The 26,090-nt window shown below is 68.7% G+C and carries 21 protein-coding genes; 12 read left to right on the plus strand and 9 right to left on the minus strand.

What is annotated here, in order from left to right; all coding sequences use genetic code 11:
- Nucleotides 1-13 precede the first annotated feature (13 nt).
- From CAL29_RS22270 to CAL29_RS22285, 4 genes are read left to right on the plus strand one after another with little or no spacing between them, the layout of a single operon-like run.
- Nucleotides 14-4,168 (plus strand): chemotaxis protein CheB, encoded by a 4,155-nt coding sequence (locus CAL29_RS22270; RefSeq protein WP_094855171.1) that lies wholly within the window; start codon nucleotides 14-16, stop codon nucleotides 4,166-4,168.
- A 52-nt stretch (nucleotides 4,169-4,220) separates the two neighbouring features.
- Nucleotides 4,221-5,072 carry a gluconate 2-dehydrogenase subunit 3 family protein gene (locus tag CAL29_RS22275; RefSeq protein WP_094855172.1) on the plus strand — a complete coding sequence of 284 codons (852 nt, stop codon included), beginning with the start codon at nucleotides 4,221-4,223 and terminating at the stop codon, nucleotides 5,070-5,072.
- A complete protein-coding gene (locus tag CAL29_RS22280; RefSeq protein ID WP_094855173.1) occupies nucleotides 5,069-6,841 on the plus strand; it encodes a GMC family oxidoreductase in 1,773 nt (590 codons plus the stop codon). Before CAL29_RS22275 ends, CAL29_RS22280 begins: the two co-directional genes overlap by 4 nt.
- 1 nt (nucleotide 6,842) lies before the next feature.
- The gene (locus tag CAL29_RS22285) at nucleotides 6,843-7,727 is read left to right on the plus strand and encodes a c-type cytochrome (protein WP_094855174.1); all 885 of its coding nucleotides are present in this window, start codon (nucleotides 6,843-6,845) and stop codon (nucleotides 7,725-7,727) included.
- Between the two features lie 67 nt (nucleotides 7,728-7,794).
- Here CAL29_RS22285 and CAL29_RS22290 read toward each other — a convergent pair whose 3' ends face one another.
- From CAL29_RS22290 to CAL29_RS22310, 5 genes are all read right to left on the minus strand, one after another.
- On the minus strand, nucleotides 7,795-8,187 hold the full coding sequence (locus CAL29_RS22290) for a hypothetical protein (RefSeq protein WP_143277720.1): 393 nt from the start codon (nucleotides 8,185-8,187) through the stop codon (nucleotides 7,795-7,797).
- A 93-nt stretch (nucleotides 8,188-8,280) separates the two neighbouring features.
- The gene (locus tag CAL29_RS22295; protein ID WP_143277721.1) at nucleotides 8,281-9,462 is read right to left on the minus strand and encodes a VWA domain-containing protein; all 1,182 of its coding nucleotides are present in this window, start codon (nucleotides 9,460-9,462) and stop codon (nucleotides 8,281-8,283) included.
- Between the two features lie 16 nt (nucleotides 9,463-9,478).
- Complete coding sequence (locus tag CAL29_RS22300) at nucleotides 9,479-10,465, minus strand: DUF58 domain-containing protein (protein WP_094855176.1); 987 nt, start codon at nucleotides 10,463-10,465, stop codon at nucleotides 9,479-9,481.
- Nucleotides 10,443-11,456, minus strand: a complete 1,014-nt coding sequence (locus CAL29_RS22305) for an AAA family ATPase (protein ID WP_094855177.1) — start codon at nucleotides 11,454-11,456, stop codon at nucleotides 10,443-10,445. Before CAL29_RS22305 ends, CAL29_RS22300 begins: the two co-directional genes overlap by 23 nt.
- A 12-nt stretch (nucleotides 11,457-11,468) precedes the next feature.
- Nucleotides 11,469-12,653 (minus strand): S1C family serine protease, encoded by a 1,185-nt coding sequence (locus CAL29_RS22310; protein WP_256977672.1) that lies wholly within the window; start codon nucleotides 12,651-12,653, stop codon nucleotides 11,469-11,471.
- Nucleotides 12,654-12,726: 73 nt separating this feature from the next.
- Between CAL29_RS22310 and CAL29_RS22320 the strand changes: the two genes are divergently transcribed.
- Nucleotides 12,727-13,791, plus strand: a complete 1,065-nt coding sequence (locus CAL29_RS22320; protein ID WP_094855178.1) for a VWA domain-containing protein — start codon at nucleotides 12,727-12,729, stop codon at nucleotides 13,789-13,791.
- Between the two features lie 140 nt (nucleotides 13,792-13,931).
- Here CAL29_RS22320 and CAL29_RS22325 read toward each other — a convergent pair whose 3' ends face one another.
- The 3 genes from CAL29_RS22325 to adhP form a co-directional block, all read right to left on the minus strand.
- Complete coding sequence (locus CAL29_RS22325) at nucleotides 13,932-14,234, minus strand: helix-turn-helix domain-containing protein (RefSeq protein WP_094855179.1); 303 nt, start codon at nucleotides 14,232-14,234, stop codon at nucleotides 13,932-13,934.
- Complete coding sequence (locus tag CAL29_RS22330; protein WP_094855180.1) at nucleotides 14,218-14,601, minus strand: type II toxin-antitoxin system RelE/ParE family toxin; 384 nt, start codon at nucleotides 14,599-14,601, stop codon at nucleotides 14,218-14,220. Before CAL29_RS22330 ends, CAL29_RS22325 begins: the two co-directional genes overlap by 17 nt.
- A gap of 279 nt (nucleotides 14,602-14,880) precedes the next feature.
- Nucleotides 14,881-15,939 (minus strand): alcohol dehydrogenase AdhP, encoded by a 1,059-nt coding sequence (gene adhP / locus CAL29_RS22335; RefSeq protein ID WP_094855181.1) that lies wholly within the window; start codon nucleotides 15,937-15,939, stop codon nucleotides 14,881-14,883.
- A gap of 219 nt (nucleotides 15,940-16,158) precedes the next feature.
- Here adhP and CAL29_RS22340 point away from each other — a divergent pair, with 219 nt between their 5' ends.
- From CAL29_RS22340 to CAL29_RS22350, 3 genes are all read left to right on the plus strand, one after another.
- Entirely contained in the window at nucleotides 16,159-16,668 is a 510-nt protein-coding gene (locus tag CAL29_RS22340; RefSeq protein WP_094855182.1) for a sigma-70 family RNA polymerase sigma factor, read from the plus strand.
- Nucleotides 16,669-16,694: 26 nt separating this feature from the next.
- The gene (locus CAL29_RS22345) at nucleotides 16,695-17,768 is read left to right on the plus strand and encodes a FecR domain-containing protein (RefSeq protein ID WP_256977673.1); all 1,074 of its coding nucleotides are present in this window, start codon (nucleotides 16,695-16,697) and stop codon (nucleotides 17,766-17,768) included.
- A 188-nt stretch (nucleotides 17,769-17,956) separates the two neighbouring features.
- The gene (locus CAL29_RS22350; protein ID WP_094855183.1) at nucleotides 17,957-20,455 is read left to right on the plus strand and encodes a TonB-dependent siderophore receptor; all 2,499 of its coding nucleotides are present in this window, start codon (nucleotides 17,957-17,959) and stop codon (nucleotides 20,453-20,455) included.
- Between the two features lie 42 nt (nucleotides 20,456-20,497).
- On the opposite strand, the gene CAL29_RS22355 is transcribed toward CAL29_RS22350, so the two are convergent.
- Nucleotides 20,498-21,271 (minus strand): IclR family transcriptional regulator, encoded by a 774-nt coding sequence (locus CAL29_RS22355; RefSeq protein WP_094855184.1) that lies wholly within the window; start codon nucleotides 21,269-21,271, stop codon nucleotides 20,498-20,500.
- Between the two features lie 255 nt (nucleotides 21,272-21,526).
- On the opposite strand from CAL29_RS22355, the gene CAL29_RS22360 reads away from it, so the two are divergent.
- The 4 genes from CAL29_RS22360 (at nucleotide 21,527) to CAL29_RS22375 (ending at nucleotide 26,067) form a co-directional block, all read left to right on the plus strand.
- Nucleotides 21,527-22,285: an SDR family NAD(P)-dependent oxidoreductase gene (locus CAL29_RS22360; RefSeq protein WP_094855185.1), complete on the plus strand. Its 759-nt coding sequence runs from the start codon at nucleotides 21,527-21,529 to the stop codon at nucleotides 22,283-22,285.
- Nucleotides 22,282-23,622, plus strand: coding sequence for a fumarylacetoacetase (fahA, locus tag CAL29_RS22365; RefSeq protein WP_094855186.1), 1,341 nt, complete (start codon nucleotides 22,282-22,284; stop codon nucleotides 23,620-23,622). Before CAL29_RS22360 ends, fahA begins: the two co-directional genes overlap by 4 nt.
- Nucleotides 23,623-23,698: 76 nt before the next feature.
- Entirely contained in the window at nucleotides 23,699-25,018 is a 1,320-nt protein-coding gene (gene hmgA, locus CAL29_RS22370; RefSeq protein ID WP_094855187.1) for a homogentisate 1,2-dioxygenase, read from the plus strand.
- 68 nt (nucleotides 25,019-25,086) lie between these two features.
- The gene (locus CAL29_RS22375; protein WP_094855188.1) at nucleotides 25,087-26,067 is read left to right on the plus strand and encodes a tripartite tricarboxylate transporter substrate binding protein; all 981 of its coding nucleotides are present in this window, start codon (nucleotides 25,087-25,089) and stop codon (nucleotides 26,065-26,067) included.
- Nucleotides 26,068-26,090: the final 23 nt, after the last annotated feature.

A 26,090-nucleotide genomic window follows, 5' to 3' on the forward strand; every position in this document is an offset into this window, starting at 1 on the left:
CCACCGCCCCGCCATGTCAAACGACGATGCTCAGCCGCCGACCAAGCCGTCAGTGATTCCCAGCTCGCTCCATTTCCCGGTGGCGGGGATAGGCGCTTCGGCGGGTGGAATCGAGGCGCTGAAGACGTTCTTCGAGAACACGCCGGCCAACCCGGGCATGGCCTTCGTCGTCGTGCTGCACCTGTCGCCGGAACATGAAAGCGTGCTGGACCGCATCCTCCAGACGTCGACGGACATGCCCGTCATCCAGGTGACCGACAGCACCCACGTGAAGGCGGACCACGTATACGTCATCCCGCCGGCCGCCAGCCTGGAAATGAACGACAGCTACCTGCGCGTCAGGCCGATGAAACGGCGCGGGCACCCGGTGGCGATCGACCGGTTCTTCCGCACCCTCGCCGAGGTGCACAAGGAACGGGCGGTGGGCATCGTGCTGACGGGCGGCGGTTCGGACGGATCGGTGGGCCTGGCGCGCATCAAGGAGCGCGGCGGCATCACCATGGCGCAGTCGCCGGAAGACGCCATGTACGACACCATGCCGCGCAGCGCCATCGCCACCGGCGCGGTGGACATCATCCTGCCCGTCGACGAACTCCCCGGCCGGCTGTACGCGATCGCCAGGAACATGTCCCGCATGCACATGCCCGCGCCCGCCGGCGACCCGCTGGAGCCCGAGGACCAGGGCGCCAGCGCGGAGACCTGCGACGAGCGCAATGCGCTGCGGGACATCCTGACGCTGTTGCGCACCCGCACCGGCCACGATTTCAAGCACTACAAGAAGGCGACGGTGCTGCGCCGCATCGAGCGGCGCATGCAGGTCACCGGGCTGCCCGACATGCCGGCCTATGCGACGCGCCTGCACGAAGACGCCGACGAAACGCCGAAACTGCTCAGCGACATGCTCATCGGCGTCACGCAATTCTTCCGCGACACCGACGCCTTCGAGATCCTGGAAAGACGCGTCATCCCGAACCTGCTGGGCGATGGCAAGGACGAATCGCCCGCGCCGCTGCGCACCTGGGTCGCCGGCTGTTCCAGCGGGGAAGAAGCCTATTCGATCGCCATGCTGCTGTGCGCGCACGCGGAAACGATGGAGACGCCGCCGAAGATCCAGGTCTTCGCCACCGACATCGACGAATCCTCGCTCGCCATCGGCAGGGCGGGCATCTATCCCGGCGCGGTCGAAACCGACATTCCCGCGGACAAGCTGCAGGAATTCCTTACCCGCGACGGGGCGAACTACCGGATCAAGAAGCAGCTCCGCGAACGGGTGCTGTTCGCCCCCCACAACGTGCTGCGCGACCCGCCTTTCTCGAAGCTGGATCTGGTCTGCTGCCGCAACCTCCTCATCTACCTGGAGCGCGAAATCCAGGCGGACGTGCTGAGGATGTTCCACTTCGCCCTGAAACCGGGCGGCTACCTGTTCCTGGGCAGCTCCGAATCCGCCGACGCCTGCGAGAACCTGTTCTCCGTCGTCGACAAGCGCTACCGCATCTACCAGGCGAAGAACACGGCCTCGCAGCACCGGCCCGTTCCGCTGCTGCCCCTGCCCGCCTCCGACCGGGCGCCGCTGGCCGCCGCCCCGACGCTGGCCACGCGCGGCGCCCGCGTCTCCTTCGCCGACATCCACCAGCAGGCGCTGGAGCAGTACGCGCCGCCCAGCGTCATCGTCGACCACGACTCCAACATCGTCCACATGTCGGAACGGGCGGGCAGGTTCCTGCGCCACGTCGGCGGCGAGCCGTCCCGCAACCTGACGGCATTGGTCTATCCCGACCTGCGCATGGAATTGCGCACGGCCCTGTTCCAGGCGCTGCATTCGCGCAAGAGCGTCGAGGCGCGCCGCGTCGCGATGAACCTGGGCGATCGCAGCGCCTACATCAACATGGTGGTGCGCCCCTTCCGCCATGAAGCCACGGGCGGCGACTTCATGCTGGTCATCTTCGACGAAGTCGACGCCGTCATGAGCATCAACGAAGGCGACGACGACGCCAAGGTCCCCTCCAGCGTGCTGTCCCAGCTCGAGGCGGAACTGCAGCGCACCAAGGAGCAATTGCAGTTGACGATGGAACAGTCCGAGACGTCGACGGAGGAACTGAAGGCGTCCAACGAGGAACTGCAGGCCATCAACGAGGAACTGCGCTCCACCACCGAGGAACTGGAGACCGGCAAGGAGGAGTTGCAGTCCGTCAACGAAGAACTCATCACGGTCAATTCGGAGCTGAAAAGCAAGGTCGAGGAAACCGCCAAGATCAACGACGACCTGCAGAACCTGATCGCGTCCTCCGACATCGCCACGGTGTTCGTCGACCGCGCCATGCGCATCAAGTGGTTCACGCCGCGCGCCACCAACATCTTCAGCGTGATCGCCAACGACGCCGGGCGCTCGCTGCTGGACATCACGCACCGGCTGGAATATCCGGGCCTGGCGCGCGACGCGGCCGCGGTCTTCGACTCGCTGCGCACCATCGAGCGCGAGGTCCGCAGCACCGACAACCGCTGGTACCTGGCCCGGCTGCTGCCCTATCGCAGCGCGGAGCATCGCATCGAAGGCGCCGTGCTCACCTTCATCGACGTGACGGACCGCCGCAACGCCGAAGCGCGCATCAACGCGATGGCGCAGAGCACCAAGGACTTCGCCATCATCACGATGTCCGAAGAAGGCCGCATCACGAGCTGGAACACCGGCGCGCAACTGATGTTCGGCTACACGGAAAGGGAAGCGCTGGGCAGGGACCTGTCCATCATCTTCACGCAGGCGGACATCGATGCCGGCATTCCCACGCTGGAACTGCGGCGCGCGCGGGAAAACGGCTACGCCACCGACGAGCGCTGGCACCGGCGCAAGGACGGCACGCGCATCTTCTGCGTGGGCGGCGTCAATCCCATCGACGATCCCGTCGCCCCGGGTTTCGCCAAGATCGCGCGCGACATCACCGCGCAGAAGCAGATGGAGATGGACCAGGTGAACCGGCTGGAAAGCAGCCGCGCGAACAACACGTTGAAGGACGAGTTCTTCGCCATCATGTCGCACGAGCTGAAGCATCCGCTGAACCTGATCCAGTTGAACGCGGAACTGCTGGCGCGCACCGCGGAAATCCGCGCCACGCCCAGCGCGGCGCGCGCCGCCGACGCCATCCGGCGCGCGGTGCACAGCCAGGCGCGCATCATCGAGGACCTGCTCGACATCGCCCGCGTCCAGACCGGCAAGCTCAAGCTGAACAAATCCGTCGTCAGCCTGACGGCCACGGTGGACAGCATCGTCAACGTCCTGCAGCCGACCGTGGCCGAGAACCGGATCACGCTGCTCAAGGACTACGAGTTCAATAACGCGCTGTACATCGATGCCGATCCGGTGCGCGTCGAGCAGATCGCCTGGAACCTGATCAACAACGGCATCAAGTTCACGCAGCCGGGCGGCTCGGTCACGATAGGCCTGGGACTCGACGGCCACATGGCCCGCCTGGTCGTGACCGACACGGGCGAAGGCATCGAGCCGGATTTCCTGCCCCGCCTGTTCGAGATGTACAGCCAGGGCCGGCCGCAGGACGGTTCGCAGAAGCGCATGGGCCTGGGCATCGGCCTGGCGGTGGTGCACCAGTTGGTGCAGGCCCACCAGGGGCGGATACACGTGGATTCCGAAGGCAAGGGCAAGGGCGCGGCCTTCACCGTGTGGCTGCCCCTGGCGGCGCACGTCTATGGCCCGGCCGCGCAGGAAACCTCCCTGGAAGCCGCCGGCCAGTTGCAAGGCGTCCGCATCCTGCTGGTTGACGATTCGCTCGAATTGCTGGAAGCTTTTGGCGAGTTGCTGAGTATGGAGGGCGCCCACGTGCAAACCGCGGGCAGCGGCGCCCTCGGCCAGGAAGCCCTGGCCGAGGGCGACTTCGACATCGTGATTTCCGACATCGGCATGCCCGAGATGGACGGCTATGCCTTCATCGAGGCGATGCGCGCCATGGGGCACGCCATGCCGGCGATCGCGCTGACGGGGTTCGGCGCGAAAAGAGACGTCGACCGGGCGAAGTCCGCCGGCTTTGCCGCGCACGTGGGCAAGCCGGTCCCGCTGGACCAGATGGTGTCCGTCGTCCGGCGAATCCTGAATGGCGATGCGCCGGCGCAGACGGAGGCGTCGGCCGGCCGGCGTGAGGCGAAGCGTACCGGTATATGATTTGCTGACCTGATTTGCTGACCCGCGCGGATCACAGCGCAAAGGAGCGGTGATGAAGCCCGATCGTCCCAAGCCTGATCATGCCGTTACCCGGCGTCAAATGCTCAAGACACTGGGCGCGGGCCTGCCGGGCGCGACGCTGATGGCCTTTGCGCCCGAGGCGCCGGCCCAGGCGGCAGCGGCCGACACCGCCGCAGCGCCCGCGGCGCCGGCCGCCACGACGGCCGCTCCCACCTGGAAATTCTTCAACGCCGACGAAGCCGCCCTGATGGACGCCATCGCGGCGCGCCTGATACCCGCCGACGACCTCGGCCCGGGCGCGAAGGAAGCCGGCGTCACCGTCTTCATCGACGGGCAGTTGGCCGGCGCCTGGGGCGCCGGCGATCAGTTCTACCGCAGCGGTCCCTTCGCGGCCGGCACGCCGCAACAGGGTTACCAACTGTCCTACACCCCGGCCGAAATGTTCCGCACCGGGCTGGCCCGCTTCCGCGCCGCCGTCCATGCCGAACACGGCGGCAAGGACTTCGCCGCCCTGGACCCGGCCACCCAGGACGCCCTGCTCACGCGCATGCAGGCCGGCCAGATGGACTTTTCGCCGCTGCCCGCGGCGACCTTCTTCGCCGCCCTGCTCGACGCCACCATCGAAGGGTTCTTCTCCGATCCCATCTACGGCGGCAACCGCGACATGGTGGGCTGGAAGCTGGTGCAGTTCCCGGGCGCCTACGCCAGCTACTCCAACGATATCGAACGCCATGGCGTGGCCCTGGTGCGCGCCCCGGTCTCGATCGCGGACGGCCCGCGCCACGCCATGGACATGCCCGGCATGCCGGACATGCACGCCCCCGCGCCGCAAAGCGCCCCGGCCGCCGCCGCGCCGGCTTCCCCGACCAAGGAGCCCCGATGACCCGCAGCCTGCCCGCCGTGGACGTCGCCATCGTAGGAGGCGGCTGGACCGGCTCCATCATCGGCAAGGAACTGGCCGCCAACGGCCAGAAAGTCGTGGTGCTGGAACGGGGCGAACCCCGCTGGCCCTCGCCCGACTTCCAGGGCCCGATGGTGCATGACGAACTGAAATACACCCGCCGCCATGCCCTGCACCAGAACGCGGCCCAGGAAACCTACACCTTCCGCAACAACACCGGGCAGACCGCCTTGCCCATGCGGCGCTGGACCTTCGCCTATCCCGGCACGCACATGGGCGGGGCGGGCAATCACTGGTCGGGCGCCTACTACCGCTTCGACGAAGTCGAATTCCAGTTGCGCTCGCATTACACGCAGAAGTACGGCGCGAAGATTTTCGAGGAAGACATCACCGCGCAGGACTGGCCCGTGCGCTACGAGGAGCTGGAGCCCTATTACGACCGATTCGACAAGCTTATCGGCGCCTCCGGCTACGCCGGCAACCTGAACGGACAGAAGCAGGACGGCGGCAATCCCTTCGAGCCCTGGCGCTCCCAGCCCTATCCCAATCCACCCATGAAGGTGCCCTATGCGCCGGCGCTGTTCGGCGAAGCGGCGCGCAAGCTGGGCTACCACCCTTATGTGCAGCCGTCGGCGCTCTGTACGCGGCCCTACGTCAATCCGGAAGGCCTGCACATGAACGCCTGCGTCTACTGCGGCTTCTGTTCGAACTACGGCTGCGAGCATTTCGCCAAGGCCTCGCCGCAGGTCTGTATCCTGCCGGTGGCCATGAAGCTGCCGAACTTCGAGATGCGCACGCGCACCCACGTCCTGCGCGTGGAGCTGGACAAGGACAAGAAGCGCGCCACTGGCGTGACCTATATCGACGAGTCGGGCCAGGAGGTCTTCCAGCCCGCCGAACTGGTCTTCCTCTGCGCCTTCAGCATCAACAATATCCGCCTGCTGCTGTTGTCCGGGATCGGCAAGCCTTACGATCCGGCCAAGGGCGAAGGCGTGGTCGGCCGCAACTACACGCACCAGACGACCTCCGGCGTCGGGCTGTTCTTCGACGAGAAGACGCCCATCAACCCCTTCATGGGCGCGGGCGCGGTGGCCGTGACCATGGACGACTTCTGTAGCGACAACTTCGACCACGGGCCGCATGGCTTCGTGGGCGGCGCCTACATCCAGATCCAGGTGGTCAGCGGCACACCCATCGGCAACCATCCGGTGCCGGCGGGCACGCCGAGCTGGGGCGCGCAGTGGAAGCAGGCCGTGCGCCGCTACTACAACCATTCGATCCCCATCACGATCACCGGCTCGGCCCTGCCGACGCGCGGCAGCTACCTGGACCTGGACCCGACGTACAAGGACGCCTGGGGCCAGCCGCTGCTGCGCATCACGTACGACTTCCCGGACAACGACATCCGCATGTCGCAGTTCGTCACGGAGAAAGGCGACGAGATCGGCAAGGCCATGCGCGGCGTCGTCAAGACGGAGCCGGCGCCGCGCAAGCGGCCCTATACGGCGGCCAGCTACCAGTCCACGCACCTGACCGGCGGCGCCGCCATGGGCGCGGACCCGCGCACCAGCGTGGTCAACCGCTATGGCCAATGCTGGGACGTGCCCAACGTCTTCGTCACGGGCGCTTCCCTGTTTCCGCAGAACTCCTGCTACAACCCCACCGGCACCGTGGGCGCGCTCGCGTACTGGCTCGTCGACGCGATCAAGCGCGACTACCTGAAGGCGCCCGGCCCCCTGGTGCGAGTCTGACATGAACGCCAACATGGCCGCGCTGACCAAAGGCGCACTGTCCGTAATCGTGGTGGTGGGCGTGGGGGTGGCCGCCATCGCCGCGCTGATGCATATGTCGCCCGACGCGGGACCGCGGGCGGGACGCGGGGCTCCCGTCGCGGCGGGAGGTGGGTCCGGCACGGCCGCCGCGCCGGGCGCCCAGGGCAATGCGCCGGCCGCGGCGGGCGGCGCCCAGCCACCCGCTCCGACACCGGCCAAGGTCGCCGTCGCGCCGCCGCGCAAGGCCACCGACTTTTCCCCGGCGGACGAGCCCTGGCGCCATGCGCTGGAGACCGGCACCGACACCGCGACGGCGCAGTCCATCGCCAACGGCGGCAAGAGTTCGGCCGGGCTCGCCGGCTGTTCTTCCTGCCACGGCGCGCAAGGCGTCCCCGCCCCGGGGACGACCTTTCCCGCGCTGGCGGGATCTTCGCCCGAGTACCTGGCCAAGCAGCTCATGGACTATCGCAGCGGCGCGCGCCAGAACGTGATCATGGCCAGCATCGCGAAGGGGCTGGACGAGGGCGAGATAGGGTCGCTCGCGCGCTACTACGGCAGCCTGCCGGCGCCCGCGCTGCCCGCGCCGTCCACGTCGGGCGGACGCGGCCAGCAACTGCATGATTTCGGCGACAACGCCCTGGCCCTGGCGGCTTGCGCCAACTGCCACGGCGCGCGCGGGTCCGGCGAATCGCCCCTGCTGCCGCGCCTGGCGGGCCAGCCCACGGCCTATTTCACCAGCCAGATGGACGCCTTCCGCAACGGCAGCCGGGCCAACGACGACGTCGGCACGATGCGGGCCATCGCGCAACGGTTGACGCCGGCCGACACGGCGGCGCTGGCGCAATACTACGCCGGCGCGCAGTGAGGACGGCGGGCGCGGCAGGCAGCGGCCGGCCACGCTGTCGACGGCATGCGCTCGCCGCATCTTCCCCCTACTGCGGCATGCTCGTTTTGTGCGGAACCTCCGGCGCGGGGATCGGGGGCGGCGGGGGTTGGACGCTGTCGGGATTGCGCGGGGGCGGGTCGGAAGGCTTGCGCGTGTCCGGCTTGGGCGGGGGCGGCGGTGACGTGGGCGGGGTCGCATCGCGCTGTTCGCCCCGCTGCTCGCCCGGTCCGACCGCGCCGGATCCCGACGGGCTGGTGGCGCCGGACTCCGGGTGCTTCCATTGACCACCCTGCCCGCCTTCCGGCAGTTGGGCCACCTGCACGGGCGCGCCCGTCTGCGCCCGCGCTTCCACCGTCCCGGCCGCGCAAGCCATGCCCAGCAGCGCGGGCAGCAGCAGCCCGCCCCGCATCGTTCTCTTCAGTGTGTATCGCGACGCCATGGCTCTCTCCTCGATGTCGCGCGCCGCGTCGGCGCGGCGCCACCGGGAAGGAAGCAAGCGCCATGCGCGGCCCCTGCCCTGCAGCACCCAGCCCTACAGCACCCTGCCGTACCACCACAGCGACAACAGCGCCGCGCAGGCCGCCAGCAGCGCGCCCAAGGCCGCGAACAGGGCCGAGATCTCCACCAGTTCGGTCTTGTCGAACGCCAGGCGGGCGCTGAGCATCCGGTACACGCGCTTCAAGCCCTCGGCATCCTGCGCCTGGAAGTATTCGGCGCCGGTCATGTCGGCCACCTGCTTCAAGGCCTGTTCCTCCAGCCGCACGCGGGCCGACCAGCCTTCCACGGAAATCACCACCCCTTCGGGCGTGCCGATGCCGACGGTGTAGACGCGCACGCCATGGTCGGCCGCGACCCGGGCGGCCTCGACCGCTTCCGGGCCGGTATTGTTGTCGCCGTCCGAGAGCAGCACGATAGCGACGGACCGGTCCGAGCCAGGGGCGACCGGTCCGCCCGCGCCGGCGGCGCCGGTTTCCGCGCCGTTGGCGGGAAAACGCCCGCTTTCGCGGTTGGCCGCCCCGTTGCCACCGTTTCTCGCGCCCGGGCCGCTCCCGTCCATGCGCGGCCCGGCCTGCGGTTTCCCGCCCTTGGACTTCGCGGCATTGTCGGCCGATGCCCGCATGAAGCCGTCGACGTCGATTTCCCCCCTGGGCAGCAAGGTCGCCAGGGCCATGATCAGGCCATTGCCCAGCGCCGTCCCGCGCTGCGGCTGCAAGCGGTCCAGCGCGGCGATCACGTCGTCCTTCTTGCGCGTGGGCCGTTGCGCCACCGACGCGGTGCCCGCCACCGAGACCAGGCCCACGCTGACCCCCACGGGCTGGTCCGCCAGGAACTGCTTGGCCGCCTCGCGCGCGGCATGCATGCGGTCGGGCTTGATGTCCTGCGCGCGCATGCTGCCCGAGGTGTCCATGGCCAGCACCACGGTCTGGATGCGCGAGGGCAGCTTCATCATGGCCTGCGGACGCGCCACCGCGAAAAGGAAAGCCGTCAGCGCCAGCAGCATCAGGACAGGGGGAGTATGGCGGCGCCAGCCGGAGACGCCCTGCACGGCCAGTCCCGTGGCCTTGAGCGTCGCTTGCCGCGTGGCCGCGCGCCGGCGGCGGCGCCGCTCGTAGAGGACGAACAGCAGCGCCACGACGGGGACGATCGCCAGCAGCCACAGCATCCGGGGCCAGAGGAAACCGATCGAGGGCAGATGGTTCAGCAAAGCCTGCATAGCGACACCGTTAGTCTCATCTCCGCTTGCGGCGGCGGGCAAAGTCCAGCAAGGCGAGATCCAGCCGCTGCGCCGTGGTCAGGGCCAGGCAGTCGACGCCGCAACGGGCGAAGGCCTGCGCCAGCGCCGCCTCGCGCGCCGCGGCCGCGGCGCTGAAGCGCTCGCGGAAACCGGCATCGTGCGTATCGACCAGCAACTGGTCGCCGGTCTCCGCATCCTCCAGCACCACCAGGCCGGCGTCCGGCAAGGCCATTTCCAGCGGATCCGACAGCCGCACCGCGATCACTTCATGATGCCGGCTGAGCATGCCCAGCGGCGCTTCCCAGCCCGGCTCGCTGATGAAATCCGACACCACGAACAACAGGGACCGCCGCTTCAGCACGCCGCGCGCGTGGTCCAGCAGCGCGCGCAATCGCGTTTCGCCGCGCGGCGCGGCCGCCGTGCCGTGCAGGCGATCGAGCATGTGCAGCAGGTGCCGCCGTCCGGACCGCGCCGGCAGCACGGCGGGCGGCGCGTCGGCGACGCCGTTGTACAGCATGCCGCCCACGCGGTTGCCGTGCCCCGTCAGCAGGCGCCCCATGACGGCGGTGAAGTCGCTCGACAAGGCGCGCTTGCGCACCTCGCCCGAGCCGAAGTCCACCGAGCCGCTGAGATCGAGCAGAAACCAGGCGGCGATTTCCCTGTCTTCCTGGAACTCGCGCACCTGCGGCACTTGCAGCCGCGCCGTGACGTTCCAGTCCATGTAGCGCACGTCGTCGCCCGGCAGGTATTCGCGCAGATCGGCGAAGTCCAGGCCGAAGCCGCGGAACAAGGTGCGATAGTCGCCTTGCAGCAGGCCGTCCAGGCGGCGGATGACCGTCCATTCCAGCCTGCGCAGCAAGGCGTCGGCCCGGCCGGCCTGGGTCGAGGCGGACCCGTCCGGCGCGGACCTGCCCGCCGCCTGCGCGGCGGCGGCCTCGGCGGGGGGCGCCGCGCGCCGCTCAACTCGCCGCCACCCGAACATGGCTTTCCAATGGGCGCTCGGGCGCCGGCAGGGCTTGCAGGATGCGGGCGATGAGCTGGTCCGGCGTGGCGCCGTCGGACAAGGCCTCGTACGACAGCACCAGCCGGTGCCGCAGGACATCCGGCACCAGGTCCACCACGTCCTCCGGCAAGGCATAGTCGCGGCCGCGCAGGTAGGCCAGGGCCCGCGCGCCCTCGATCAGCGCGATGCTGGCGCGCGGGCTCGCGCCGAAGGTCACGTAGCGCTGCATGTCGGCCAGTCCGCAATTGGCGGGCGCGCGCGTCGCGCCGACCACGCGCACGGCGTACTGGATGAGCTGCGGATCCACGTACACGCGCCGGCATTCGTCCTGCAGCAAGGCGAGCTGCTCGGGGATCGCGACGGGATTCACGTCGATGCGCGGCCCCGTCACCCGGTTCACGATGACCACCTCTTCCTCTTCGCTGGGATAGCCGACCAGCACCTTCATCATGAAACGGTCGATCTGCGCCTCGGGCAGCGGATAGGTCCCTTCGGTCTCGATGGGGTTCTGCGTGGCCATCACCAGGAAAGGCGCGGGCACGGGATGCGTCTCCCCGGCGATCGTCACCTGGCGTTCCTGCATCACTTCCAGCAAGGCGCTTTGCACCTTGGCCGGCGCGCGGTTGATTTCATCGGCCAGCAGGAGGTTGGCGAACACCGGCCCCAGCACGGTGGAGAACTCGCCGGTGCGCTGGTTGTACATGCGCGTGCCCACCAGGTCGGCCGGCAGCAGGTCCGGCGTGAACTGGATGCGCTTGAACGAGCCGCGCATGGTCTTGGCCAGCGTGTTCACCGTCAAGGTCTTGGCCAGGCCCGGCACGCCTTCGACCAGCAGGTGGCCGCGCGCCAGGATGGCGACCAGCACCCGCTCCAGGAAATGGTCCTGGCCGACGACGATGCGCTTCACCTCGTACAGCAGGCGCTCCATCAGATTGGCGCTATCCGCGGCGCCCGTGAGAGCTTGGTTCATAGTCCTCCGCCTTCAGAAAGGTGAAATTCCCACGGCGTTGCCCGCGCTTTCAATGGTGGTGGCAAAGCCGATGCCGACAAAGGTCTTGGCGTTGGTGGGGTTGAGGATCGCCGTGACGATGCCCACCACTTCGCCGTTCATGTTCACCAGGGGACCGCCGGAATTGCCCGGGTTCGCCGCCGCGTCGAACTGGATCAGGTGATCGAGGTCCTGGTGGTTTTCCTCGGACACGAATTCGCGGTCCAGGCCGGACACCACGCCGGACGACACGGACGGCCCGATGCCGAAGGGAAAGCCGACCGCGACCACTTCGTCGCCCGGCGCCAGGTTGCGGCTCGATCCCAGCGTGGCGGCCGGCAGGTCGTCCGGCAGCGACGTCGCCTTGACGACGGCGAGGTCCTTTTCCGGCTGCGCGCCCACCACCGTGGCGTCGGACTCGTGGCCATCGTAGAACCTGACCCTGAGCCGGGCCGCGCCGGCGATGACGTGGTAGTTGGTGAGGATGACGCCTTGCTCCGTGATGACGACGCCCGAGCCTATGTTGACGCACTCGTCGTCTTCATCCTCGTCCTTCCTGGCCTGGTCCTTGTTGGCCTGCTCCCTGGCCTTGTCATTGTCCGCCCGTTGAGGATCCGTCTTCGGATCGTCCGCCTTGGGCGGAACGCCGCCCTGGTTGTCCGCCTTCGGACTGTCGGCCGGCGGGGCATCCGCTTTTTGCTGATCCGTGTTCCGTCTTTCAGGGCCGGCCTGCGGCTTGCCGTCGTCCGGCGCATTCGGCGCGGCGTTCGGTGCATTCGGCACATTCGGTGCCGCGTTCGGCGTATTCGGCACATTCGGCGCGGCGTCCGGTGCATGCGGCACGTTCGGCGCATTCGGCGCATTCGGCACGTTCGGCACGTTCGGCGGACCCACCGGCGGCTGCGCCTTCGCTTGCGGCGCGGCCTTTTCCGCGCCCGGCTTTTCGGGCGGCTTGGGGTAGGCGATGATTTCGACGACCGAAGCGCGCACGGCTTCGGCGGCGCGCGCCGGACGCGACGGCAGGCGCTTGGTCTGCAAGGTGTGGAGCACGGCGGAATCGATGTCGTCCTGCGTCAGGGTGCGCAGGCGCGGCTGCATCAGCCAGGCGATGCCCAGGCCTGCAACGAAAACCAGCGCCACTACCGCCGCCGCCCATCCGTAACGCGCAACTCGTTTCATGGTTGCCACCGGAATTCCTTCCCGTCGTGGATGTAAAGTACCATCGTCCCACGGACCCGCCAAGGAGAACGACATGCGGTTTCTCTGGCCGGAATTGCTCTGGCTGCTGCTCGCGCTTCCCCTGCTGGCGGCGGCATATCTTTATGTCCTGGCGCGACGCAAGCGCGCCGTCGTGGTTTACCCCAATCTGGCGCTCGCGCGCACCGCAATGGGGCAGTCGCAAAAACTGCGCCGGCATATTCCGCCGCTGCTGTGCTGGGTGGCGCTGGGCGCCGCTTTGCTGGCGCTCGCGCGGCCCAGCGCTACCGTCACGCTGCCCGCCGACACGTTGACGCTGGTGCTGGCGATGGACGTATCGCGCAGCATGGAAGCCGGCGACGTATCGCCCACGCGCCTGGCCGCGGCGCAGGAAGCCGCGCGCCATTTCGTCGACGGCCTGCCGTCCAGCGTGCGGCTGGGCATCGTCTCTTTCGCGGCGTCGGCCACCGTGGTGCAGCCGCCGACGGAAGACCACCAGGACATGCTCGACGCCATCGACAGGTTCGAGTTGCAAACAGGCACCGCCACGGGCAGCGGGCTCATCGTCGCGCTGTCGACCTTGCTGCCCGATGATCGCGCGGACCTGGACGCCTTGCTGCTGAACGACCAGTTCTCCTCCTTCGGGGGGATACCCGCGCCGCTGGGCAAGAACAGCGAAGTGGAAGCGGCGCGCAAGCGGGAAGAGGAAAGGCCGCCCGCGGAACCGGGGTCTTACCGGAACGGCGCCATCATCCTGCTCACCGACGGCCGCCGCACCACGGGGCCGGATCCCATCAGCATCGCCCGCATGGCCGCCAAGCGGGGCGTGCGCGTCTATACCGTGGGCTTCGGCACGCCGCAGGGCGGGACGGTGGCCGGCGACGGCTGGTCCTACTTCATGCAACTGGACGAAACCACCCTGCGCGCCATCGCCAGGCTGACCGGCGGCGAGTATTTCCAGGCGAGTTCGGCGGGCGACCTGAGCAAGGTCTACAGCAATCTCACCACCCGCTTCTCGCTGGAGCGCCGCGACACCGAAATCAGCGCCCTCCTCGCCGCCGCCGCGGCCCTCCTCCTGCTGCTCGCCTGCCTGTTGTCGATCCGCTGGTTCAGGCGCTGAGCGTGTGCGGCGTGTGTCATGCAAAAGCCGCGCCGCCGGTAGTCACGCCGACGGTGCAGCGTCCGTTTTACGCGAACCCGGAACATTCCCAGGCATGCCAGGTTGCATCGCTGCTACCAGTCAGTGATACCAAGCTTGATTCAAAGAATGGCCTGCAATCCTTTGTCGGCAATGATATTGAGAAGCTTCAGGGCCGGCCCGGTAGGATGGGTGTCGCCTTGCTCCCACTTCCTTACGGTCGACGCCGTCGTATGCAACAGCAGAGCGAATACGGGTTGGCTGCAATGCAGCCCCTCGCGCAGATGCTTGATATCGGTAGCGCTCAGCTTCCGCACGGGAGGCGGACAAATGGCGTCGAACTCGCGCATGGTCACCTTGCCGATCGCGCCGGCTTGCAACAACGCCGCCATGTCCTCACGCAAGGATTCAATGAGCTTGCTCATCGCAACATACCTCCAACAAAACACCCGCTTGCACGGCTTTCGTCAATTCCTCGAAGGAAAGTGCGAGAAACACCTTCCCGGCGTACTGAAGCGCCTTCTTTTCGCCTGACGTTACATTCGCTTTGTCATTCTTCGGGAATCCATGCAGAAAGACATAGCGCGCGCCCATTCTCGCCGATAGCAACGTGCGGTATCCGCCTCGCTTGCCCTCGCCAGGACGCGCCACCCGCATCTTGTACAGGCACCCTCCCAAATCCGCATCAACGAGGCCGACCTCCATCTCCTTGACGGCCTGGCAAAGAACACTATCGAGAAGCCTTTCACCGCGCTGCCAGCGAGCGAAATCCCTTCGCTTCAACACTTTCATCTTGCCCCCAAAGTATACCCGAAACGGGTATATATATCCCCACGCCTCAACATGGGCGCGCAGGCGTATGTGGCAAGACCAAGCCAATCGTCCGGCTTCGCGTTCTGACGCAGACCCGCGGTCGATAACCGGAAATATTCAGTGTTGCAAAGAAAAAGGCCGCTTAAAAGCGGCCAAGGAATACGTTGCAGTCATCGGCGGCGGGCCTTTATGCCGCCGATGAGAGGTGCTGCGCGGGTCAGGCGATCGGCGCGCGAACCCGGCGTGTGCGGCGTTGCCTCAGGCGTTAGCGGCCTGGGCCTGGACGCCGTTGCGGAGGTCCAGGACTACGCGGGAGGGGACCTGGCCGTGTTCCAGGCGGTCGAGCACCGTGTTGATGCCGGACAGCGGCGCCAGTTCGATGTCGGCCTTGACCGCGCCTTCCGCGGCGAAGGACAGGGCTTCCACCATGTCCTGGCGGGTGCCGACCAGGGAGCCGCGGATGGTGATGCGGTTGAGCACGACGTCGAACAAGGGCGTGGGGAAGTCGCCGGGCGGCAGGCCGACCAGGACGCAGGTGCCCAGCTTGCGGGTCATGGCGATGCCCTGGTGGAAGGCGGGGATGGACGGCGCGGTGATCAGCACACCGTGCGCGCCGCCGCCGATTTCCTTCTTCAAGGCCGCCGCCGGATCGCCCTGCTTCGCGTTGAAGACCAGGTCCGCGCCCAGCGTCTTCGCGTGCGCGAGCTTGCCGTCGTCCACATCGATGGCCGCCACGTGCAAGCCCATGGCCTTGGCGTATTGCACGGCCAGGTGGCCCAGGCCGCCGATGCCCGAAATGGCGATCCATTCGCCCGGCCGCGCCTCCGTTTCCTTGACGCCCTTGTAGGTGGTGATGCCCGCGCAGACGATGGGCGCCGCCTGCAGCGGATCGATGCGTTCCGGAATGTGGGCGACGTAGCCCGCCGCGGCGAGTATGTATTCGGCGAAGCCGCCGTTGCGCGTATAGCCGCCGTACTCGGCGCTATCGCATTGCGTTTCCCACCCCTTGCGGCAGAACTCGCAGTGGCCGCAGGCGGAATACAGCCAGGGGACGCCGACCCGGTCGCCCTCCTTGACCGTGGTCACGCCCTCGCCCACCGCGATGACGCGGCCGATGCCTTCATGGCCCGGCACGAAAGGGACGTGAGGCTTGACGGGCCAGTCGCCCTTGGCGGCGTGCAGATCCGTATGACAGACGCCGCAGGCTTCGGTTTTCACCAGAATCTCGCCACGACGCGGGGCGGGAATCGGCAACTCTCGCATAACCAGCGGTTGGCCCAACTTCTCGACGACCGCCGCAATCATGGTGCTAGGCATGGCATACCTCCGTGAAAGTAGCATCTGACCGTGGACCAATGTACGCAATCCCCATGGGGCGCGCCTTGATGGAAATCATGGCATCGGGATATTTCGCCGGATCCGCCGCTGTTGTTTTTCGCACATTGCACGAATTGTGTCGTCCGGGTTATAAATGATAACTATTTCTATTCAATCCACCCGACAAGTCAGGACCGCTCAATAAGTGGCGGTTGCCCGATGCCGACCGCCGACCTCTCCGCACAGCACGATCTGCATACGCTGTACAGCGACCATCACGGTTGGCTATTCGGCTGGCTGCGCAAGAAGCTGGGCAACAGCTTCGACGCCGCCGACGTGGCGCAGGACACCTTCGTCAGCGTCATGACGGCGGACGCGGCCCAGGCCATCCGCGAGCCCCGTCCCTTCCTGGTGACCGTCGCGCGCCGCCTGATGGCGCACCGCCACCGCCGGCGCCTGCTCGAATCCAGCTACCTGGAAATGCTGGCCGCCCTGCCGGAAGAACTGGCGCCCTCGCCGGAAGCCAGGCTGCTGGCGCTGGAAGCCTTGCAGCAGATCGACCAGGTGCTCGACGGCCTGCCGCCCAAGGTGAAGGAAGCCTTCCTGCTGGCCCACCTGGAAGAACTGAGCTACGCCGCCATCGCCGAACGGCTGGGCGTCTCCACCAGCTCCGTCAAGCAATACCTGACGCGCGCCAACCGCCAGTGCCTGTTCGCGCTGGCCTTCTAGCGTCTTCCCGCGTCCGCCCCCGCCCCATGCCGCCGTCCTGTCCGCCCGCCCAGCCTCCCCTGCCGGCCGACCGCCGGCCGCCGGCGCGCGCCGCCGCGGCCCCCGCGCCGCCGCCCATGGCCTGCGGCCAGCCGATCAGCGAAGCCACCGCCGACGCCGCCGCCGAATGGCTGACGGTCATGATGTCCGGCGAGGCCACCGACAACGACCGCCATCGCTGGCAGCAGTGGCGCGCGGCCGACCCCGAGCATGAACTCGCCTGGCAGCACATCGAGGCGGTGACCCGGCGGCTGTCGGCCATGCAGCCGCGCGCGGCCTACCAGACCCTTTCCCCGTATGCGGGGGCTGGCGCCCGCGGGCGCCGCAAGGCCATGCGCCTGCTGCTGTGGGGCGGCGCGTTCGGCGTCTCCGCGCTGCTCGCCTCGCGCACGCAGACCTGGCGGCAGGCGGCCGCCGACTACCGCACGGGCGTCGGCCAGCAGCGCGCGGTCGCGCTGAGCGACGGCACCCGCATCCTGCTCAACACCGACAGCGCCATCGACGTGCAATTCGACGGCCAGCGCCGCCTGGTGCGGCTGGTGGCCGGCGAAGCCATGATCGTCACCGGCCACGCGCCGGTCGACGGCAGGCCGGATACCCGTCCCTTTATCGTGCAGACCGGCGAAGGCCGCATCCGCGCCCTCGGCACGCGTTTCCTGGTGCGGCAGGACGACGGCTACAGCGCGGTCGCCGTGGTGGAGAACGCGGTGGAAATCACGCCCGACGCGGTGTCCGCGCAACCGCTGGTCCTGCGCGCGGGCGAGCGCACCACCTTCACCCGCGACGCCGTCGACGGCGCCTCCGCCCTGGCCGACCGCGACCTGGCGTGGACGCGCGGCCAGATCGTCGCCGAGGACCAGCGGCTGAGCGACTTCCTCGCCGACCTGGGCCGCTACCGGCCCGGCTTCCTGCGCTGCGACCCCGCCGCGGCCAGCCTGCGCGTGTCCGGCGTCTTCCCGCTGGAAGACACCGACCGGATCCTCGACATGCTGACGAAGGTCCTGCCGGTGCGCGTCCATCGGCGCACCCGCTACTGGGTGACCGTCGAGGCGCTGTCCTGATCGAAGCATCGGAGCATCGGGGCATCCAATGGGTAGGACGCCCCCGGCAGGGGCCCCCTGGCGCGCCCGCCTTCCCCGTCGTTACAAATTTTTCTCCAAAAACCGACGCATCCGCCTGCCCGATCCGGTTTCTCGCGGCACCTATCCCATGAGGACTTCATTTCCAACTTCCACCTTGTGGGGAATCCATGCCGATCGTCGGTCGCCGCCGCGCGCATTCCAGTAGCCACCACCACAGTAGCCGCCACCAGCATCCGGTGCCGTTGACCCGGGACGCCTTCCAACCGCGTCCCCTCGCCCGCGCCCTCGCCGCCGCCACCTGCGGCGTGGCCTTGTACGCCGGCCTGCCGGTGATCGCCCAAGCCCAGGCCCAGGCGCAATCCGCCGCGCCGCAGGCGCAGGCCGCCACCCGGAGCTACGACATCCCCGCCGGCCCGCTGGGGCCCGCGTTGCGCAACCTGGCCAGCTCGGCCAACGTGCTGCTGACCTTCACCGAAGACCAGACCAGCGGCAAGCGCACGCGCGGCATCAATGGCCGCTACACGCCCGGCGCCGCGCTGGCCACGCTGCTGGCCGGCACCGGCCTGGAAGCCGCGCGGCAGGACAACGGCGGCTACCTGCTGCGGCCCGCCCCCGTTTCCGGCGCCACGTTGCCCGACGTGCGGGTCACCGGCAGCGCCATCTCCGACGCCACCACCGAAGGCAGCGGCTCCTACGCCGCGACCACCGCGACCGTGGGCAAGATCCCCGTCCCGATCAAGGAGATTCCCGCCTCGGTATCGGTGCTGACGCGCGAGCGCATGGACGACCAGAACGTCGCCACCATCCAGCAGGGCCTGCGCTACGTGACCGGCGTGGGCGCCGTGGACTACGGCGACGGCACCGGCTACTTCCGCGCGCGCGGCAACCAGATGGGCATCGAGTTCGACGGCGTGTCGATCATGAACGGCCTGCAATACCAGCAGCAGTTCGACATGGCCATGTACGACCGCGTCGAAGTGCTGCGCGGCCCCGCCGGCGTGACCGACGACGCGCTGGGCCAGCCCGGCGGCACGGTCAACCTGGTGCGCAAGCGCCCGCAGGACGCCTTCCACTTCTCCAGCGAAACCCAGCTCAGCACCTTCGGCGGCGTGCGCCAGGTGCTGGACGCCGGCGGGCCGCTGAACCAGGACGGCACGCTGCGCGGCCGCGTGGTGCTGGCGGGCAACAACTCCCAGCAGTCCGTCGACGTCACGCGCAACAAGAACGGCATGGGATACGTCGCGCTGGACTACGACTTCTCGCCGCGCACCACCCTGTCCTTTTCCGCCGGCTACCAGGTGACCAAGATCACCGGCCTGGACTACGGCGCGGGCGGCGTCGCCAACGACAGCGGCACCGCGCTGGTCGGCCGCGTGCCCGGTTCGTACCACGACAACTACAGCCCGGACTGGAACCACTCCTACGAAGCGATCAAGGAGGCCAACGCCAACCTGGCGCACCGCTTCGACAACGGCTGGACCTGGGACTCGACCGCGTTCTACCGCGAAGCCGAACTCAGTTCCAAGTACGCCTACTCCGGCCCCGCCGCCACCGCCGACGGCCTCTCGTACTTCGGCGACCAGCGCCAGCTCGCGACGATGAACTGGGCGGGCCTCGACACGCACGTGTCCGGTCCGATCCAGGCTTTCGGCCAGACGCACATCCTGACCGTGGGCGCCAACTACGCGCAGGCGAACGACCGCAAGAAGTCCGGCTTCGTGGCGGTGGACGGGCCGTACGCCGACGGCATGTTCAGCCTGTATCACCCCAACCAGGTTCCCGAAGTCAGCGTGCCGTTCGACAGCGACGCCAAGGACCGCCTGCAGCAATACAGCTTCTACACGCAGGCCCGCGTCAAGGTCGCCGATCCCGTCACCCTGGTGCTGGGCGCGCGCGAAGCCTTCCTGAAGGAACGCACGAAGGACATGCTGGCCGACCAGCCGAGCTGGGACACCATCGCGCACGTCAGCCACCGCTTCCTGCCCTCGGCGGGCCTCGTGTGGGACATCACGCCCTCGACCACGGCCTACGCGAACTTCTCGCGCTTCATGACGGCGCAGACGGACACGACCTATAACGGCGCGCTGCTGCCGCCCCGCACCGGCGAGCAATACGAGATCGGCCTGAAGAATTCCTTCTTCGACGACCGCCTGAACACCACCGTGGCCCTGTTCCGCATCAAGGACAAGGACCGCGCGGTGACCGACCCCGACCACGCCATCGGCAGCATCCCAGGCGGCAAGGCGCGCAACCAGGGCATCGAGCTGGAAGTCGACGGCCAGCCGACGCCGAACTGGAACATCTACGCCGGCTATACCTACCTGAACGTCAAGTTCGACAACGACGAGGCCAACCTCACCGACGGCACCGATCCCAAGCACCTGTTCAAGCTGTGGACCAAGTACAAGTTCACCGACGGACCGCTGCGCAACGTGAGCGTGGGCGGCGGCATGCTGGCGCAGACCGCCATCACGCGCGGCGTCACGCAAGGCGGCTACGCGATTTTCAACGCGACGGTGGGCTACCAGGTCAACCGGAACGTGGACGTGTCGATCGCGTTGAACAACATCTTCGATCGCGACTACTACATCCGCCCGCCCGGCAATTTCTACAGCGTCTACGGCGACGGCCGCAACGCGATGCTGACGCTGCGGTACCACATGTAGGGCGTGCAGGGCGCGTAGGGTGTGTAGGGCGTACGGCCCGGTTCACACCCCGGCCCGGCGCAGGGCCGCCTCGGCCTGCGCCGCCGCCGCGCGCAGCAGGTCGGCCAGCAAGGGTATGCGCCGCGCCGTCACGCGCTGGCTCATGGCGGCCACGCTCAGCGCCGCCACCGGCTGGCCCGCCGCATTGCGCAGGGGCAGCCCCACGGCGCTCACCCCCAGGTTCAGGCGATTCCGTATCACCGCCAGCCTGGCCTCGCGCGCCTGCGCGCAGGCCGCGGCCAGGTCTTCCACGGTCAGGTTGCGGTAGCGGTCCAGCGACGGCGCGATGCGTTCGATGATGTGCGCCTGCTCTTCCAGCGGCACGGCCGACAGGATCGCCAGGCCGCCCGCGCCGATGCCCAGCGGCCGGCGGCTGCCCACGTCCAGCACCAGCGTCTTGATCGGAAAACTGCCCTCGCGGCAGTGCATGCAGACGGCGTCGAAACCGCTGCGCACGACCAGGTAGATCGTGTCCTCGGTCTGCTGCGCCAGCGCGGCCATGGCCGGCTCGCAAAGATCCCTTATGTCGTACATCATCGAACTGGCCACGCCCAGTTCGAAGGCCAGCGGCCCCAGGCGGTAACGGCGCGTCTCCGCGTGGTGGTCCGCCAACCCCTCCTGCACCAGTTGGCGCAGCACGCGGTGCGCGGAGGGGTGCGGCAGGGCGGCCCGCGCGGCGATCTCGGTCAGCGCCAGCCCGCGCATCCCCGCGCTGGCCAGGATCTTCAGCAGCAATACGCCCCGCTTGAGGGAGCCGCCCTCCACAGTCGTGTCCATTTATCGGAATTTCCTCTGGTCGAATCCGGCCGATTAGAAAACAATCCCGCCATGGCGTCCAGGCATGGGACTCGTCCGGCCCAGACGTATCGTGATGGAGACGACCGCTCCGCGGCGGCAAGGATGTTCACTATATGAACATCCTTGCTCAAGAACCCGCGGGGCGGCCCACGAAAGAACAACCCGGCGTCCACCGCGCGTCCGCCCCTGGCGGGCGATGCGCCCCGGACGCCCCCTTGCACAGGCAGCACACGCATGACGACCGATTCCGGCACCGCCCTCCTGGCGGGCAAAATCGCCCTGATCACGGGCGGCAGCAGCGGCATCGGCGCCGCCACGGCGCGGAAGCTCGCCGCCCAGGGCGCGACGATCGCGATCGGCTACCACCACGGCGCCGATCGCGCCCAGGCCTTGCTCGAAGCGCTGCCCGGCGCCGGCCATCTCACCCTGCGCCTGCCGCTCGCCGACGACGCCGCCCACCAGCATGCCGCCCAGGCCCTGCGGACGGCCTATGGCCGCCTGGACATCCTGGTCCTTTCGGCGGGCTACACCCAGCGCATCCCGCATCGCGACGTGGAGCAACTGACGCCGGCGCTGTACAACGAAATCCTGCTGGCCAACGCCGGCGGCCCCTACGCCATCACGCGCGCCATGCTGCCGCTGCTGCAGGCCTCGCGCGACGCCGTGGTGATCGGCGTCTCCTCGGTGTCCGCCATCACCGGCTCCGGCAGCAACATGGCCTATTGCGCCGCCAAGGCGGCGCTGGACACCACGCTGCGTTCGCTGGCGCGCGTTTTCGGGCCGATCCGCTTTCTCAGCGTCTCTCCCGCCTCGGTGGATACCGGCTTCGTAGCGGGACGCAGCCGCGCCGACCTGGAACGGCATGCCGCGAACATTCCGCTGGGCCGCGTGACCTCGCCGGAGGACGTGGCCGACAGCATCCTCGCCGCCGCCGCGCTGCTGCGCACCGCCACCGGCGTGCGGCTGGTGATCGATGGAGGGCATACGCTGTGACCGCGCCCTGCCCGCCGATCGACGCCACCCACGATCCCGATTTGCGAAGCTGGGTGGATAGCGCCAACGCGCCCGGCTGCGACTTCCCCATCCAGAACCTGCCGTTCACCCGTTTCTCCCCCGACGGCGAAACGGCGCCGCGCATCGGCGTCGGCATCGGCGACGCCGTGCTGGACGTGGGCGCCGTCGCCCACCTGTTCGAAGGCCCCGCGCGCGATGCCGCATCGGCCTGCGGCGCGCCCTGGCTCAATGCCTTGATGGCCGTCGATCCGGCGGCGCAACAGGCCTTGCGCGCGCAGTTGTCCGCCCTGCTCGACGCCCGCCAGGCGCGGCACCGCGCCGCCGTGGCCGCGGCCCTCCATCCCCTGGCGCGGGCACGATTGCACGCGCCGGCGCGCATCGGCGGCTATACCGATTTCTTCGCCTCCATCCACCACGCGACCAACGCCGGCAGCCTCTTTCGCCCCGATGCGCCGCTGCTGCCCAACTACAAGTACGTCCCGGTGGCCTACAACGGCCGCGCCAACAGCGTCGGCGTGCACGCGGAGGTGACCCGTCCTTGCGGCCAGGTCCGGCCGCAACCCCAGGCCGGCGAGGCGCCCGTCTATGCGCCCAGCGACCGGCTCGACTACGAAGTGGAGCTGGGCGCCTATATCGGCCGCGCCAGCAGCGCCGGCCAGCCGGTGCCGGTAGGCGATGCGTGGAACCACGTCTTCGGTTTCTCGCTGTTGAACGACTGGTCGGCGCGCGACATCCAGGCCTGGGAGTACCAGCCGCTGGGCCCTTTCCTGGGCAAGAGCTTCGCCACCGGCGTATCGCCCTGGATCGTCACGGCCCAGGCGCTCGCCCCCTTCCGGACCGGCGCCGCGGCGCGCCCCGCCGGCGATCCGGCGCCCCTGCCGCATCTGCACGACCCGCGCGATCAGCAGTCCGGCGGCATCGACATCACGCTGGAGGCGCATCTGCGCAGCGCCCGCATGATCGCCGAGGGCCTGCCCGCCCTGCGCCTGTCGCAAGCCAACACCCGCACCCTGTACTGGACCGTCGCGCAAATGGTGGCGCACCACACCAGCAACGGCAGTTGGCTGGACACCGGCGACCTGCTGGGCTCGGGCACGGTCTCGGGCCCCGAGGCCGGAAGTTGGGGCAGCCTGCTGGAGCTGACGCGCGGCGGCGCGCAACCGCTGGCCTTGCCCAATGGCGAAACGCGACGCTTCCTGGCCGACGGCGACGAGATCACGCTCACCGGCCATTGCAGCGCGCCGGGACGGGCGCGCATCGGCTTCGGCGAATGCCGGGCCCGGGTTCGCGGAGCCGGCGACGTGACAAGAAACTAGTCCAAGTCCAAATTCAGGAAACGAAACCCCGACACGGACGCGTCCACGAGAAGGCGCGCATGAACAGGAGACGACCATGGTCGACACATCCACGCCGCCGCTGGCCTACCTGAGCGGCTTCGGCAATCGCTTCGAGACGGAAGCGGTCGCGGGGGCCCTCCCCGTGGGCCGCAATTCGCCGCAGCGCGCCCCGCATGGCCTGTACGCGGAGCTGATTTCCGGATCGGCGTTCACCGCGCCGCGCGACCACAATCTGCGCACATGGATGTACCGCATCCGGCCCTCCGCCATGCACCGCCGCTTCGACGAGATTCCCGCCGGGACGTGGCGGACCGCGCCCTTCACCGACGCGGTCACACCGGCCAACCGCCTGCGCTGGGATCCCTGGCCCATGCCCGAGGCGCCCACCGATTTCATCGACGGCATCGCCACCATCGCCGGCAACGGCGACGCCCATGCGCAAAGCGGCGTGGCCGCGCACGTCTACCGCGCCAACCAGTCCATGACCGACCGCTACCTGCTCGATGCGGACGGCGAAATGCTGCTGGTTCCCCAGGAAGGCGGCCTGCGCGTGCACAGCGAATTGGGGCTGCTGGACGTCGCGCCCGGAGAAATCGCGGTCATCCCGCGCGGCATCCGCTTCCGCATCGCGCTGCATGACGGCCCCGTGCGCGGCTATATCTGCGAGAACTACGGCAACCCTTTCCGCCTGCCCGAGCTGGGGCCCCTAGGCTCCAACGGCCTGGCCAACGCGCGCGACTTCCTGGCGCCGGCCGCCGCCTATGAACAGCGGTCCGGCCCGGTCCGCATCGTCAGCAAGTTCCTCGGCCGGCTGTGGGAAACGCGGCAGGATCATTCGCCCCTGGACGTGGTGGCCTGGCACGGCAACCTGACGCCCTACAAATACGATCTCGCCCGCTTCATGGCGATAGGCACGGTCACCTTCGACCATCCCGATCCCTCCATCTATACCGTGCTGACCTCGATGTCCGACACGCCGGGGGTCGCCAACTGCGACTTCGTCATCTTCCCGCCGCGCTGGATGGTGGCCGAGGACACCTTCCGGCCGCCCTGGTTCCACCGCAACATCATGAGCGAGCTGATGGGAATGGTGCGCGGCGTCTACGACGGCAAGGCGGAAGGCTTCGTGCCCGGCGGCGTCAGCCTGCACAACAGCATGCTGGCCCATGGCCCCGACGCGGCCACCTTCGAGCGCGCGAGCGCGGCGGCGCTGGCGCCGCACAAGCTCGAGGACACGCTGGCCTTCATGTTCGAAAGCCGCCACGTCTTCCGGCCCACCGCCGCCGCCTTGCAGGCGCCCAACCTGCAACCCGACTACGACGCCGTCTGGAACGGATTCACCGCGCATTTCGACGGCGGACCGCCGGCCGCGTAGCCGCGCAAGCCCACGCACACCGACAAGAACCACGGCCGCGACGGACAAGGCCAGGAGGAGACAAGCACATGGACACCCAACGCCGACACCTGCTGCGCGCCGGGCTCGCCCTGGCCGCGGCGAACGGCCTGGCGCCCGCGCTGGCGCGCGCCGCGGACTATCCCAGCCGGCCAGTGGAGCTGGTGCACGGCTTCGGCGCCGGCGGCAACGCCGACGTCGTCTCGCGGCTGGTCGCGCGCCAACTGGCGCCGCTGCTCGGGCAGCCGGTCATCGTCGAAATCAAGAGCGGCGCGGGCGGCCGCATCGCCAGCGATTTCGTCGCCAAGGCCAGGCCGGACGGCCAGACCCTGGTCATGCTGACTGGCGCCCACACGGTATCCGCCGTCCTGACGAAATCGCTGACCTACGATCCGGTCAAGGACTTCACCTTCCTCTCCACCGTCTCCGCCTTCCCCTTCGCGATCGCGGTGCGCGCCGACCATCCCGCCAAGACGCTGCACGACCTGCTGGCCATGGCCGCCAAGGCGCCGGACCGCATCACCTTCACTTCCGTGGGCGTGGGATCGACGCAGCACATGACCGGCGAACTGCTGGCGGCGACCGCCGGCGTCAAGCTGTTGCACGTACCCTACCGCGGCGGCGGCGCCCCGGTGGAAGCGGTCATCGCCGGCGACGTCGACGTGCTCAGCGACACCCTCACGGTGGCCCTGCCGCAGGTCCGCGCCGGACGCCTGCGCGCGCTGGCGGTGACCAGCGCCAATCCGTGGCCGGGCGCGCCGGGCATTCCCACCGTCGCGGCCACGCTGCCCGGCTTCGAGGTCCAGTCCTGGCTGGGCCTGGCCGCGCCGGCCGGCCTGCCGCGCGCGATCGTCGACACCTTGAACACGGACATACGCAAGGCCCTGGCCGACGACGCCGCGCGCAAGACGCTGGCCAGCCTGGGCAGCGAAGCCGCGCCCAGCTCGCCCGAGGCCATGCGCGACATGATCGTCCGCGAAATCGCCCGCTGGGGCGACGTCGCCCGCAAGGCCAACATTCCCCCCCAATAACCCCGCTCCGGCACGCCCTCCCG

Source organism: Bordetella genomosp. 10 (assembly GCF_002261225.1).
Taxonomy (GTDB): domain Bacteria; phylum Pseudomonadota; class Gammaproteobacteria; order Burkholderiales; family Burkholderiaceae_B; genus Bordetella_C.